A 13060-nucleotide genomic window follows, 5' to 3' on the forward strand; every position below is an offset into this window, starting at 1 on the left:
GATAAATAAACGCCATGTCGATGTGGGAATACGCAAATCCAAGACGTTTCATGGGCTGGACCCGTCCGGTCCTGCCGTGGAGCTTTGCTTTGGCGGGGCTGTGCCTCACGGTGGGCTTGATCTGGGGGTTCTTCTTTACCCCCGATGATTTCCGCCAGGGCTCGACCGTCAAGATCATCTACCTGCATGTGCCAGCGGCCCTGATGGCGATTAACGCATGGATTATGATGCTGGTGGCCTCTCTGATCTGGGTCATTCGCCGCCACCATGTCTCGGCGCTTGCGGCGCGTGCCGCGGCCCCTGTGGGCGTTGTTTTCACGCTGATCGCGCTCTTCACCGGCGGCATCTGGGGGCAGCCCATGTGGGGGACCTACTGGGCATGGGACCCGCGTTTGACGTCATTCCTGATCCTGTTCCTGTTTTATCTGGGTTACATCGCCCTTTGGGAAGCGATTGAAGATCCTGATACTGCCGCCGATCTGACATCGGTCTTATGCATGGTGGGGTCGGTCTTTGCGATCCTGTCGCGCTATGCGGTGTTGTTCTGGAACCAGGGGCTGCATCAGGGGGCGTCGCTGTCGCTGGATAAGGAAGAGAACATTTCGGATGTGTTCTGGTTTCCGCTCCTTGTCTGCATCGCCGGATTTGTCCTTTTGTTCATCGCGCTCGTTCTGATGCGCACCCGTACCGAAATTCGCGCGCGCCGGATCCGCGCCTTGCAAGCGAGGGCGCGCCGTGCCTGATTTAGGTGACTATCGGATTGAGGTTTTGTCGGCCTATGCGGTCAGCATCGTGTTGTTGCTCGCGCTGGTGTGGCTGAGTTGGCGGCGCTATGCCAAGGTGCGTGCTGCCTTGGAGGATGTCGAGAAGAATGGCTAAGATCAAACCTTTGATGATCCTGCCTCCGGTGATTTTTGCAGCCTTTGCCGGCCTCGCGATTGCTGGGATGATGCGGGACAACCCTGATGAACTCCCATCGACTTTTGTCGGTAATCAGGCACCGCCCCTGCCGGTCGAGGCCGTTCAGGGGACAACGCAACTGACCGATGCCGATTTGCGTGCAGGCGAGATTACGATTGTGAACTTCTGGGCGAGCTGGTGCCCGCCCTGCCGTGCAGAACACCCGAATCTGCTTGATCTCGAGGCCGAAGGCTACCGTGTCGCTGGCGTGAATTTCCGCGATCAGCAGGCACAAGCGTCACAGTATCTGGTGGATTATGACGACCCCTTTTTCGCCACAGGGTTTGATCTGCGGGGCCGTTCGGCGATCGACTGGGGTGTCACCGCGCCGCCAGAGACTTTCATCGTGGATGGTGACGGGACGGTCCTTTTCCGTTTTGTCGGGCCGTTGGTCGGGTCGGATTACGAGCAGCGGTTCCTGCCGGAACTTGCGAAGGCGATGGAGTAGGGTGGGTGAAACCCACGCGTGGATAAAAAAAGCCCGGTCACAATGACCGGGCTTTTCCTTTTTCGGTTAGGCCGCTGCTTTGGCCAAGTTCCGCAGCACATAGTGCAGCACACCGCCGTTTTCGATGTATTCGATCTCAACCGCCGTATCGATCCGGCATTTCACGGTGATCTCTTTCACGCTGCCATCGGCCATTGTGATCTTGGCGGTCATATCCTGCAGTGGCTTGACGGCATCCAGACCTTCGATAGTCACCGTTTCGTCGCCTGTCAGGCCCAGCGATTTGCGGGTGTCGCCGCCAGTGAACTCGAACGGCACAACGCCCATGCCAACAAGGTTGGAGCGGTGGATACGCTCGAAGCTTTCCGCGATCACGGCCTTGACGCCCAGGAGTGCCGTGCCTTTTGCCGCCCAGTCGCGCGATGAACCCGCGCCGTACTGTTCGCCCGCGAAGATCACCAGCGGGGTGCCGGCCTCTTGATAGGCCATAGCCGCGTCAAAGATGGATGTCTGCGCGCCATCGGGGCCTTTGGTATAGCCGCCTTCAATGCCGTCGAGCATTTCGTTCTTGATGCGGATGTTGGCGAATGTGCCGCGCATCATGACCTCATGGTTGCCGCGACGCGATCCGTAAGAGTTGAATTCGCGCACAGGCACCTGACGGTCCAGCAGGTATTGGCCCGCTGGGGTGGTGTCTTTGAACGAACCGGCAGGCGAGATGTGGTCGGTTGTGACCATATCGCCCAGAACCGCAAGAACCTTGGCATTTTCGACGTTCTTGATGGTGCCTGCGTCCTTGGACATGCCTTTGAAGTAGGGCGGGTTCTGAACGTAGGTTGACGATGCGGGCCAGTCGTAGGTCTCGGAATCTGTGGTCTCGACCGCTTGCCACTTTTCGTCGCCTTTGAAGACGTCGGCATATTTCTTCTGGAACGCCTCACGTGTCACGGTGCGCTCGACCAGTTCGTTGATCTCGGCAGAGGTGGGCCAGATGTCTTTGAGGAAGACATCATTGCCGTCCTTGTCCTGCCCCAGCGGGTCGTTGATCATATCGACGTTCATGTCACCCGCCAGCGCATAGGCCACGACGAGCGGAGGAGAGGCCAGATAGTTGGCGCGCACATCAGGCGAAATGCGGCCTTCGAAGTTGCGGTTGCCCGACAGAACGGACGTGGCGATCAGGTCGCCCTCGGCGATGGCTTCGGAGAGTTCCTGCTGGATCGGGCCAGAGTTGCCGATGCAGGTGGTGCAGCCATAACCCACAAGGTTGAAGCCGATCGCGTCGAGGTCTTCTTGCAGACCTGCGGCTTCAAGATATTCCGACACGACCTGTGAACCGGGCGCCAGTGATGTCTTGACCCATGGTTTGCTGTTCAGGCCCAAGGCGCGCGCTTTGCGTGCCACCAGACCTGCGCCGATCATGACGTAGGGGTTTGACGTGTTGGTGCAGGATGTGATCGAAGCGATCACAACAGAACCGTCACGCAGTTTGTAATCCTCGCCTTTGACGGCTTGTGATTTGCGCGGGTCCATCGGTTCGGTCGGGGCAGGGCCCTCGGATGCCATTTCGTCAGCGGCCTTGCTGCTGTCGATGCCGCGATATTCGTTCACGACGTCCATGAAGGCCGAAGCAGCCTGGGTCAGCGGTGTGTAATCCTGCGGGCGCTTGGGACCGGAGATTGCAGGCACAATCGTGCTCATATCAAGGTGCAGCGTGTCGGTGTAAACAGGTGCATAGTTTTCGTCGCGCCAGAAGCCGTTTTCCTTGGCGTAGGCTTCGACAAGCGCGATGCGGTCTTCGTCGCGGCCTGTGTTGCGCAGGTAGCGCAGTGTTTCACCGTCAATCGGGAAGAAACCGCAGGTCGCGCCATATTCCGGTGCCATGTTGGCGATGGTGGCACGGTCGGCCAGTGGCAGCACATCAAGGCCCGCGCCATAGAATTCCACGAATTTGCCCACAACGCCAAGGTTCCGCAGCATTTCGACGACTTTCAGCACAAGGTCGGTGCCTGTGGTGCCTTCGACCATCTCACCTGTCAGCTCAAAGCCGACAACTTCGGGGATCAGCATGGAGACAGGCTGGCCCAGCATCGCGGCTTCGGCCTCGATCCCGCCAACACCCCAGCCCAAGACGGCCAGACCGTTGACCATCGTGGTGTGGCTATCGGTGCCGACGAGCGTGTCTGGATAGGCCACTTCCTCGCCGTTCTGGTCTTTGTCGGTCCAGACGGTTTGCGCCAGATACTCAAGGTTCACCTGATGGCAGATGCCGGTGCCCGGTGGCACAACTCGGAAGTTGTTGAACGCGCCCTGACCCCATTTGAGGAATTGGTAACGCTCCATGTTGCGCTCATATTCACGGTCTACGTTCATCTGGAACGCACGTGGATTGCCGAATTCGTCAATCATGACCGAGTGGTCGATGACCAGGTCAACAGGGTTCAGCGGATTGATCTGCTGGGCGTCGCCGCCCAAAGCTACGATCCCGTCGCGCATCGCGGCTAGGTCAACCACGGCAGGAACGCCGGTAAAGTCCTGCATCAGCACGCGGGCAGGGCGGTAGGCGATCTCAATGGGGTTTTTGCCGCCGTTGTCGGCCCATGCGGAGAATGCTTTGATATCGTCGACGGAGACCGAAAAACCGCCGTCTTCAAAGCGCAGCAGGTTTTCAAGCACGACCTTCAGGGCTGCGGGCAGTTTGGAAAAATCCCCCAGACCTGCGGCTTCAGCGGCAGGGATGGAATAGTAAGCGACCGACTGGTCACCGACTTTGAGGGTTTTGCGTGTCTTGGCAGTATCTTTGCCGACTGTGATCGTCATGGCGTTCCCTTTCGTGGCGTATGCTTATGCAAGGCTGCTTGTCGCGGTGATGCACCATGCAGATTCGTCATGCAATGCGGCGCATTTGGGCGTTGTATACTGTTGCACACAATAAAGATCAACGCCGTTTGACACTGAAACATTGTTAACTTTGCAATCGCAATTCATTGATTGGCCATTTCAGTCTAATCTGATTACACCCGACACAGAAGAGCAATTACCCGGGGTTCCTTATGCGTTATTTTCTTGCTGCCTTGTCGGTCTTTGGAGTCATGCATGCAACACAGGTTGCAGCCCAGGACGATCCGGTGGTGGTTGAGCTTTATACCTCGCAAGGGTGCTCTTCGTGTCCTCCGGCAGACGAGATGCTGCATGATCTGGCCAAGCGGGATGATGTGATCGCTCTGGCACTTCATGTGGATTACTGGGATTACATCGGCTGGAAGGATATCTTTGCAAACCCTGCTTTCACCGCACGCCAGCACGCCTATGCGCGCGCTGCGAATGCCACCTCGGTCTATACCCCGCAGATGATTATCAACGGTGTTGAACAGGTGGTCGGTTCGCGCCCCATGCAGGTGATGGATGCGCTTCAGGCGCAAAGAGAGGCAGGAAGCCTTTTTGATCTGCAACTGACGCGGCGTGAGGGTGCCGTTCTGATCACCGCCGAACCGGGGCAAGGTGGGGACTATGCAGTGCAACTGGTCCGTTACATCCCCGAGGAAACAGTTGATATCAGACGCGGGGAAAACGCAGGACGCAAATTGAGCTATGCCAATATCGTCACATCATGGGAAGTCGTCGCTGAATGGGACGGGCGGTCACCACTGGCGTTCGAGGCGGATGCGGCAGGGGATAGCCCGATTGTTGTGATCTTGCAGCAGTCCACGCATGGCCCGATCGTCGGTGCGGCTGTGCTGCGCTAGGCACTGCGACCACGGTTTTTCCATCGCCTGTGCACCCAAAACCACTGCGCCGGGTTGCGCGCAATTTGTGCCTCAAGACGTGAATTCATGGCCAAAAGCATGCTTTCAGGCCTATCCGGTGCGATGGGTGCCTCAACCTCAACCTGAAATGAAAGCCCGTCAGGCTGTCTGATTCCGAAATAGGGGATCATGACAGCATCGAGTTTCAACGCGATCTCGGCGGCAGAGACCGAGGTGCGCGCAGGGTGGCCCAGAAAGGGCAGAGAAGGCCCTGGTGCCGCGACATCAAACAGCAGCGTGCCCAGACCGCCACCGCGCAGGTGCCGCACGAAGCCCATGGTGCCGCGTCTGCCTTGGGCAAAGACAGGGCCGCCCCATGAGGTCATTGTCTTGGCATAGTGATCGTTAAAATAGGCGTTTTGCATCGGGCGGTAGAGGCCGCCTATGGTATGCCCCATCGCGGTCAGTACCTGACGCGGGGCTTCGTGATTGCCGAAGTGGCCAGTCACAAAAAGGACCGGACGCTTGGATTTTACGGCATCCGAAAGCGCATCAAGGCCGTCCCCTTGTGGCTTGGTATCGCGTAGTTTCTTGCCGAATTCCTGCCACGAATAATTCTCGATGACTGTGCGTCCGAAGTTGTCACAGCACTGCTCCGCAATCTGCCGCCGTTTGATGACGCCCATGTCGGGATAGACCAGCGCCAGGTTCTGTTCGGCCCGTTTGCGGTATCCTGCCAAAGGCCCGATTGCGCGGCGCAGCGCGCTGCCCATCATGCGCACGCGCGTCTCGTATGGCAGGCGCATGAGCGTGCCGATCAGGCCGCGCAGGGCGCGGTCAGCCAGCCAATCGGCCCGTGTTCCGGTCGGGGGTTCCTCAGTCGTCACGCGGCATCCGGTGATTTGGCAAGCCCCGTGCCGATCATGCTGTCACGGGTGACGAGTTTCGCAAGGTCATCAACGTGCCATTCGTCCGTCCCTGCGGGGCGTTGCGGGATGACAACATAGCGCATGTCGGCCGTGCTGTCATGGACGTGGACCGTGGTGGTGTCGGGCAATGTGACGCCGAACTCGGCCAGCACTTTGCGTGGTTCCTTGACGGTGCGGGACCGATAGGCGCGGGATTTGTACCAATCGGGCGGCAGGCCCAACAGATTGCGCGGATAGCACGAACAAAGGGTGCAGACGACGATATTGTGGATGTGTTCCGTATTTTCCAGCGCGATCAGCCGCATTGGGCCGATATCGAAACCCATGCCGCGAGTCGCGGCACTGGCATCTTCCAGCAAAGCTGCGCGAAAATCAGGGTCGGTCCATGCACGTGCCACCACCGCTGCGCCATGGGCAGGGCTGCGCGCGTCCATGGCCTCGATCTGGGCGTTGATGGCCGCAGCCGTGGTCACACCTTTTTCGATCAGCAGCTCGCGCACAGCGATTTCCATTTGCTGCCAGTAGGTCAGAGGGTGATCATCATCAGGCCGGTAGGGGTGACCCGAGGGCGACAGGTGGTCGTGGTGATCATGGGGCATGGGGTGCCTCTGCGGGTTCGAGCCAGTGGCTATAGATTTCGGCGTCAATTGTGTCGGCGGGGTTTTCGGATGCCTCACCCCAAACCTCGGCCATGGAAAAGCGGACCCGTAGCAAGGGCAGGGCCTGGGCGTTCAGCCCATAGGCCAGTTGTTCGGGGTTGGGGAAGGGACCAAGTGTGCGTTCGACCCAGCCGATCTTGCCCCGCAAATAGGATGGTGTGCGCACATGGCCGGGCGGCATATCTGCGCGCACCCGCATATATTGGCGGTCACTCACTTGCAGCCTCGCCATAGGTGGCGCCGCGGGCGGCGACTGCCGTCATGCGTTGGGCAAGTTCGGCGGTTGTATAGACGCCAGCCTCGATCAGGTTCTGGTTCACGGCGGCAATCCAGCGTTCGTAGTATGTCATGGTTTCGAACGCCTCTTCGCCCATGTCTTCAAGCACGCGCCGCAGACCATCGACGGTGAAATGCCCTTGGCTCGAGGCGATGATCATCAAGGCATCGACACGCTTTTCCCAAAGTGAAAAATCATGTTGCCCGGTAGGTATGGTGCCGGCCGCGCCGCCGCCCATGTCGTGCCAGCGTTGGCCAGTGAAAGGGTGATTATCAGTCATGCTGTGAGCTTAGGAGATTTTCTGCGCGACGTGAATCACATTTGTTGTTTTTAGCCTTCTTCTTCGGCGGTATCCGTTGCGTCCGGATCAATCAGGGTGATGACACCGGCGTCAGCCATTTCGCGGATGACAGTCGTGATCGCGGCCATAGCCTTTTCAGCATCGTCTTTTTTGATGCGTCCGCGTTCCTGCGCATCTTCGCGCAACTGGGTTGCCATGCGCTGCGACAGGCTTTTGAGGATAAATTCTGCCGAATTCATCAGCGCCTCTTCACCGGCGAGCGCCGCCGCGATCGCCGTGGTCAGCATATCGCCATCCACGTTGCGGATCGCGTTCGGAATGTCGGTCGGTTTGACGCGCGGCGCGATGTCCTTGAAGGTGAAAATCGCCTTGCGTACATTGCTGGCGAAGTCCGGATCCGTGCCTTCCAGCCCTTCCAGCACGTCTTCACGGGTATCTGTGACTGTCGAGTTCAGAATAGCACCCAAGCGCTGCACCGGCGCCTTTTCGAACGCCTGATCGGCCGGCTGGCCATAATCCGCAGCCAATGCGGCCCCGATACGGCGCACGGCGTCAGGCGAGATATCTTCGGTCTGGGACATCGCATATGTGATCCTGCGCGCCCTTTCCCCGGGTGTCTTGGTCAGCACCTCAGCGGCCTTGGCAACCGGCAGTTTGGACAGAGCGACCGCACAGATCTCGATACTTTCGGACTGCATGATCTTCACAAGCCGTTCGACGCTGAGGTCGACGACAACGGGCCAGTGATCGCCGTTGCGGACGCTTTCCAGCTGGTTGCGCAGCCTGCCGGCCAGAACGGGGCTGAGGTGATCGGCAAGTGCTGTGATCGCCCCGTCACGGGTGCCGGGGGCCGTCAGACCCACCGCCTCAAGCTCGGCAGTGAACTCTTCCGCCACGGCGGTGACGGTGGCTTTGTCGACCCGCCGCAGGGCACCCAACTCATCGGTGAGCAAGAGTTGCAACGGTTCGGGAAGTTGCCCCAATGCGAGCGTGTTGCCGTCTTCCAGCAGCATATGCACGACCATTGCCGCCTTGCGGCGACGTGTCAGGGTCATATCAGGGGTGGACGAGGCGCTGAAATCCATAGGGTCACATAAACGCGTGACCGTAAAATATTGGTTAGCTTAAACGACTTAAGCGCGCGGGTGTGTCACCATAATTGACATCTTTTTCAACTGCTCGACGGTCTTGGGGTCAAGCTGGGCAGTGTCTGCGGTGTTGTCATGGATCTTGGTGACAAGTCCCTGAATACTTGCGATTTCTTCATCCGAGAATTCGCGTTCACCGTTGGCAAAACCACAAATTGTGCGGCTGTCATCCGATACGATGGATACCACGATGCCATATCTCAGACCATGTTCAGCCGCTTTGGTCATGACACCCGCCGGATCATCAAGGGCGGACCAGCGCGTGGCACCTTCCGTATCAAACGCCCAGGCCACCATCGGGTCTGACATCAACAGACCATTTCGTGAATAGTAATCCAGCCAGTCTTTGGGATAGGTTTGGAACATGAACTTGGGGGTCGTGTACTCAATATGGATGCCTAACGCATAGCCAGCCGGCGCAAGGTCATTGAGCTGGCCGAGTGTTTCGCTAATCTCAAATTGCGTAGAGGCCATCGAATTGTACTCGCTTTCCGGTTGCCAAGATTAACGTTATGACCATAAAGTCTGTTCGAACCGCTGTCCGGGCATATTAGGGCGAACAGCGCGGCCGCAACAAGAGCTTTGTTACAACGGCTCGTTAAGGAAGTTGAATGTCGACACTCTTAGACCCAGAAGAGATTGGGCAGCTAGCCCCCTCTGGCTATTATGTGGCGCTACGCATTGGCTTTGCTTTCCCGATGGAAGAGGTGAACGCCTTTCCGAAAGGCTGGATCAACCATTACACCAAACAGCGGTATATGCTTTTTGATCCGGTCGTAAAGTGGGCCTATGCGAATGTGGGTGCCATCAGGTGGTCCGCACTTGCAGAAGACGATCCAAAGCGAATCATCACTCAGGCCTATAGTTTTGGTATGCGATACGGTGTCACTGTTTCGGTGTTTGATAGCGATGCAGACGAGCAACGGTCCTTTGCATCTTTTACACGATCTGACCGGGATTACACCGATCTCGAAGTGAAGCTGCTTCTTGCCTATCTGACGCGCCGCCACACCGAGACGGCGCCACCGACGAATCTGACCAAGGCAGAGCTCGAAGCTTTGGGGATGGTCAAGGACGGTAAGCGCTTGAAAGAAATCGCGTTTGAGTTGAGTGTTAGCGAAGGGGCAGTCAAGCAGCGGCTCAAGAATGCCAAACTGAAACTGGGTGCGAAAACCGGGACCCAGGCGGCTGCATTGGCAAATCAATTCGGCCTAATCTAAAAAGAATTAGGCGCTTCTTTTATCCATTCCTTACAATTAGAGCTAAATTGTAGGTTGCTATGTTAGCATCGTACTTGGTGACGGTGGGGGCCGTCGACCCAAACATTACAACCAGAGGGAATACTATGGAGAAGATTACATTCAACCTGACAGAACTCCACAAGCATGGATCTGCGTTCTTCGAATTTCTTGCACTTCGCAAGCAATTCTTTGTCGATCAATTGGGGTGGGACATTCCGCATGACGATGATGTGGAAATGGATCAGTACGACAACCCCAAGGCGTATTATTCGCTTGTTCTGAAAGATGGCAAGGTTGTCGGTGGCATGCGGGCAATGGCCACGACGGCACAGTGGGGGGCGCATACATATATGCTGCGTGACGCGGTGGACGGGAAGCTGATCGGCATCCCCGCCGACATTATTCCGCATGCAGAGGTCACGCCGAATGTCTGGGAAGCAACCCGCGTTGTGATCTCGGACGCGCTCAACACCCATGCGGAACGGTCAGAATGCCTCGCGCTCGTACTTGATGGTGTGGTCGAGCAGGCGACAGCGCAGGGTGCCACCGAAATTGTAGCGCTGTGTCCGCCCGTTTTTGCGCGCACGCTGCGTCAGTTGGGATACCCTGCAAAGATCATTGGTGAGCCTTACACGAACCTGCATGATGATCGCCGCTATGTGGCCATGGCGATGCCTGCGGTACGCCGCAAATCGGCCAAGGCAGCGCAAGATGCTCCGGTTCTGCGGTCGTCGTCACATAGTTTGCCGGCACAGGCGCTCCACGCGCCGTCAAAGCTGTAGGTTCGTTGGTGAGAGACCTGATCGCATCGCGGTTTGCGATCAGGTCATCTGAAGTGTGTTGTTAAGCGTCGAAGACGCGCCCAAAGATCGTATCCACGTGTTTCATGTGGTATCCGAGGTCGAATTTCTCTTCGATCTCCTCGGCAGAGAGTGCCGCCAGAACATCGGCGTCACCCAACAGTTCCGTTTTGAAATCCGCACCCTGTTCCCAGACACGCATGGCGTTGCGCTGGACCAGTTTATAGGCGTCCTCGCGGCTGACACCGGCCTGTGTCAGGGCCAAAAGCACACGTTGCGACATGACCAAGCCACGGAATTTATTCATGTTGGCCAGCATGTTGTCAGGATAGATCACCAGCTTTTCGATCACACCCGCCAGACGGTTCAGCGCGAAATCCAAGGTGATTGTCGTATCAGGACCAATCGCACGTTCTACGGATGAATGGCTGATGTCGCGCTCGTGCCAGAGGGCCACGTTTTCCATTGCTGGCACCACCGACATGCGCACCAGACGCGCCAGACCTGTCAGGTTCTCGGTCAGGACGGGGTTACGCTTGTGCGGCATCGCGGACGAGCCTTTTTGCCCTGCAGAGAAGAACTCTTCGGCTTCCAACACCTCGGTGCGCTGCATATGGCGGATTTCGATGGCGATGTTTTCGATGCTGGACGCGATCACGCCAAGGGTCGCGAAGAACATCGCGTGGCGGTCACGGGGAATCACCTGGGTGCTGATCGGTTCGGGCTTCAGGCCCAGTTTTTCGCAAACGTGCTCTTCGACGGCGGGATCAATGTTGGCGAATGTGCCGACAGCGCCGGAAATTGCGCCAGTCGCGATTTCTTCGCGGGCATTCACAAGGCGCGCGCGGCCACGGTCCATTTCGGCGTAGAAGCGGGCGAAGGTCAGACCCATTGTCGTGGGCTCTGCGTGAATGCCGTGGCTGCGACCGATGCGGACGGTGTCTTTATGCTCATAGGCGCGGGTTTTCAGGGCGGCGAGGACGCGGTCCATATCGGCAATCAGCAGATCGGCCGCGCGCACCAGTTGCACGTTCAGCGTTGTGTCGAGCACGTCGGACGATGTCATGCCCTGATGGACGAAGCGCGCGTCGTCTGATCCGATATGTTCGGCCAGATGTGTGAGGAACGCGATCACGTCATGCTTGGTGACGGCCTCGATTTCGTCAATCCGTGCGACATCGAATTCCACGTCTTTGGCTTTCCACACAGCTTTGGCGTTTTCCTTGGGGATCACGCCAAGGGCTGCTTGTGCGTCGCAGGCATGCGCTTCGATCTCGTACCAGATGCGGAATTTGGTGGCCGGTTCCCAAATGGCGGTCATTTCGGGGCGGGAATAGCGAGGGATCATTGGCATGCACCTTTTACAGGGGGTGGGCAGAGGATTCCTGACGCGTCATAAGGGGCCGGGGCAGAACCCTCAAGGGAGAGATGGCTTTTGGCACTGGTGGCAACGGATTTTGAAGGTGTTTGGGCTTTGCGGCGCACGATCGTGGACCGGCGCGATGGCCAGAACGGTGTGTTGGAAGGGCAGGTGGTGTTCACAGCCACGGATGCGGATCATCTGACCTATCACGAGCAAGGGCAGTTGACGCTGGACAGCGGTGTCACACTGGAGGCGCAACGGTGCTATCACTGGGCCTTCATGCCACTGGATGTTGTCGTCACATTCGATGACGGGCGTCCGTTTCATGCCTTTACCCCTGCAGGCCATGCCGCAGGCACCGACCATCCCTGTGGCGATGATTTCTATACGGTACGCTATGATTTCACGGCATGGCCCGTGTGGCGCGCGATCTGGACCGTTAAAGGGCCGCGCAAGGATTATGTCTCGACCTCGACTTATCAACGCCGTTAACGCCATCATGCTTGCGCCGCGTCGCGGCATCGGCGATAAAACCGAAACGAAATTCACAATAGGGGAGAGTGGCACATGGCCCTCGCACTTAACGACAAAGTCCTGGCCGAGGCGTTCGGCCCGTCAACCGGTACCGCGCTGCGCATCAAGCAGGCCGCCATGGTGGTTCTGGGGATCGCGGTTCTGGCGATCATGGCGAAAGTGAAAGTGCCGATGTGGCCGGTCCCGATCACCATGGGCACATTTGCGGTGCTGACCATCGGTGCCACCTACGGCCCGCGTTTGGGTCTGGCGACGATCATGGGGTACATGATCATCGGTGCGCTTGGATTTGACGTCTTTGCAGGCTCGACCGCCGAAAACGCAGGTCTGACTTATATGATGGGCGGCACAGGCGGCTATCTGGTGGGTTATGTCGTGGCGACGCTGGCACTCGGCTTTGCGGCGCGTGCCGGTTGGGACCGTTCGGTTCTGATGATGGGTGTTGCATTGCTGATCGCCAATGCGCTGATCTATCTGCCCGGTGTGGCGTGGTTGAGCGTTCTTTATGGCAACGGCCTCGCGTGGTCGGTCGAAGTGGGCATGACACCCTTCCTGATCGGTGACGCGCTCAAGCTGGGCCTTGCGGCGCTGCTGGTCCCCGGTCTGTGGAAGCTGATCGGCGACGCGCGCTCATAAGCTTCGCTTTCAATTCTT

At 57.9% G+C, this 13060-nt stretch carries 16 protein-coding genes; 8 read left to right on the plus strand and 8 right to left on the minus strand.

Annotation, left to right across the window (positions count from 1 at the left end; genetic code table 11):
* Positions 1-14: 14 nt before the first annotated feature.
* From C7964_RS15395 to C7964_RS15405, 3 genes are read left to right on the plus strand one after another with little or no spacing between them, the layout of a single operon-like run.
* Positions 15-743, plus strand: coding sequence for a heme ABC transporter permease (locus C7964_RS15395; RefSeq protein WP_110280549.1), 729 nt, complete (start codon positions 15-17; stop codon positions 741-743).
* A complete protein-coding gene (ccmD, locus tag C7964_RS15400) occupies positions 736-879 on the plus strand; it encodes a heme exporter protein CcmD (RefSeq protein WP_110280550.1) in 144 nt (47 codons plus the stop codon). Before C7964_RS15395 ends, ccmD begins: the two co-directional genes overlap by 8 nt.
* Complete coding sequence (locus C7964_RS15405; RefSeq protein WP_110280551.1) at positions 872-1408, plus strand: DsbE family thiol:disulfide interchange protein; 537 nt, start codon at positions 872-874, stop codon at positions 1406-1408. The genes ccmD and C7964_RS15405 overlap by 8 nt, the downstream gene beginning before the upstream one ends.
* A 66-nt stretch (positions 1409-1474) precedes the next feature.
* Here the strand turns inward: C7964_RS15405 and acnA are convergent, their stop codons facing one another.
* On the minus strand, positions 1475-4228 hold the full coding sequence (gene acnA, locus C7964_RS15410) for an aconitate hydratase AcnA (protein WP_110280552.1): 2754 nt from the start codon (positions 4226-4228) through the stop codon (positions 1475-1477).
* A gap of 233 nt (positions 4229-4461) precedes the next feature.
* On the opposite strand from acnA, the gene C7964_RS15415 reads away from it, so the two are divergent.
* Positions 4462-5154, plus strand: a complete 693-nt coding sequence (locus C7964_RS15415; RefSeq protein ID WP_110280553.1) for a DUF1223 domain-containing protein — start codon at positions 4462-4464, stop codon at positions 5152-5154.
* Here C7964_RS15415 and C7964_RS15420 read toward each other — a convergent pair.
* From C7964_RS15420 to C7964_RS15445, 6 genes are read right to left on the minus strand one after another with little or no spacing between them, the layout of a single operon-like run.
* Positions 5151-6041 (minus strand): lysophospholipid acyltransferase family protein, encoded by an 891-nt coding sequence (locus C7964_RS15420; protein ID WP_110280554.1) that lies wholly within the window; start codon positions 6039-6041, stop codon positions 5151-5153. The two genes, C7964_RS15415 and C7964_RS15420, sit on opposite strands and share 4 nt — an antisense overlap.
* The gene (gene nthA / locus C7964_RS15425) at positions 6038-6682 is read right to left on the minus strand and encodes a nitrile hydratase subunit alpha (protein WP_110280555.1); all 645 of its coding nucleotides are present in this window, start codon (positions 6680-6682) and stop codon (positions 6038-6040) included. Before nthA ends, C7964_RS15420 begins: the two co-directional genes overlap by 4 nt.
* The gene (locus C7964_RS15430) at positions 6672-6974 is read right to left on the minus strand and encodes an SH3-like domain-containing protein (RefSeq protein WP_181417209.1); all 303 of its coding nucleotides are present in this window, start codon (positions 6972-6974) and stop codon (positions 6672-6674) included. The genes nthA and C7964_RS15430 overlap by 11 nt, the downstream gene beginning before the upstream one ends.
* Entirely contained in the window at positions 6952-7299 is a 348-nt protein-coding gene (locus C7964_RS15435) for an SH3-like domain-containing protein (RefSeq protein ID WP_286163988.1), read from the minus strand. Before C7964_RS15435 ends, C7964_RS15430 begins: the two co-directional genes overlap by 23 nt.
* A gap of 50 nt (positions 7300-7349) precedes the next feature.
* Entirely contained in the window at positions 7350-8405 is a 1056-nt protein-coding gene (locus C7964_RS15440; protein ID WP_110280557.1) for a FliG C-terminal domain-containing protein, read from the minus strand.
* 48 nt (positions 8406-8453) lie between these two features.
* The gene (locus C7964_RS15445; RefSeq protein ID WP_110280558.1) at positions 8454-8942 is read right to left on the minus strand and encodes an autoinducer binding domain-containing protein; all 489 of its coding nucleotides are present in this window, start codon (positions 8940-8942) and stop codon (positions 8454-8456) included.
* Between the two features lie 137 nt (positions 8943-9079).
* Between C7964_RS15445 and C7964_RS15450 the strand changes: the two genes are divergently transcribed.
* Together C7964_RS15450 and C7964_RS15455 are read left to right on the plus strand one after the other, a co-directional pair.
* Positions 9080-9688, plus strand: a complete 609-nt coding sequence (locus C7964_RS15450) for an autoinducer binding domain-containing protein (RefSeq protein ID WP_110280559.1) — start codon at positions 9080-9082, stop codon at positions 9686-9688.
* Between the two features lie 125 nt (positions 9689-9813).
* Positions 9814-10491 (plus strand): acyl-homoserine-lactone synthase, encoded by a 678-nt coding sequence (locus C7964_RS15455; protein WP_110280560.1) that lies wholly within the window; start codon positions 9814-9816, stop codon positions 10489-10491.
* Positions 10492-10552: 61 nt separating this feature from the next.
* Here C7964_RS15455 and purB read toward each other — a convergent pair whose 3' ends face one another.
* Positions 10553-11857: an adenylosuccinate lyase gene (gene purB / locus C7964_RS15460; protein ID WP_110280561.1), complete on the minus strand. Its 1305-nt coding sequence runs from the start codon at positions 11855-11857 to the stop codon at positions 10553-10555.
* 96 nt (positions 11858-11953) lie between these two features.
* On the opposite strand from purB, the gene C7964_RS15465 reads away from it, so the two are divergent.
* A complete protein-coding gene (locus C7964_RS15465; RefSeq protein ID WP_286163994.1) occupies positions 11954-12364 on the plus strand; it encodes a DUF6314 family protein in 411 nt (136 codons plus the stop codon).
* A gap of 75 nt (positions 12365-12439) precedes the next feature.
* Complete coding sequence (locus C7964_RS15470; RefSeq protein ID WP_110280562.1) at positions 12440-13042, plus strand: biotin transporter BioY; 603 nt, start codon at positions 12440-12442, stop codon at positions 13040-13042.
* Positions 13043-13060 lie beyond the last annotated feature (18 nt).

The sequence above is a fragment of the Loktanella sp. PT4BL genome (assembly GCF_003201935.1).
GTDB lineage: Bacteria > Pseudomonadota > Alphaproteobacteria > Rhodobacterales > Rhodobacteraceae > Yoonia.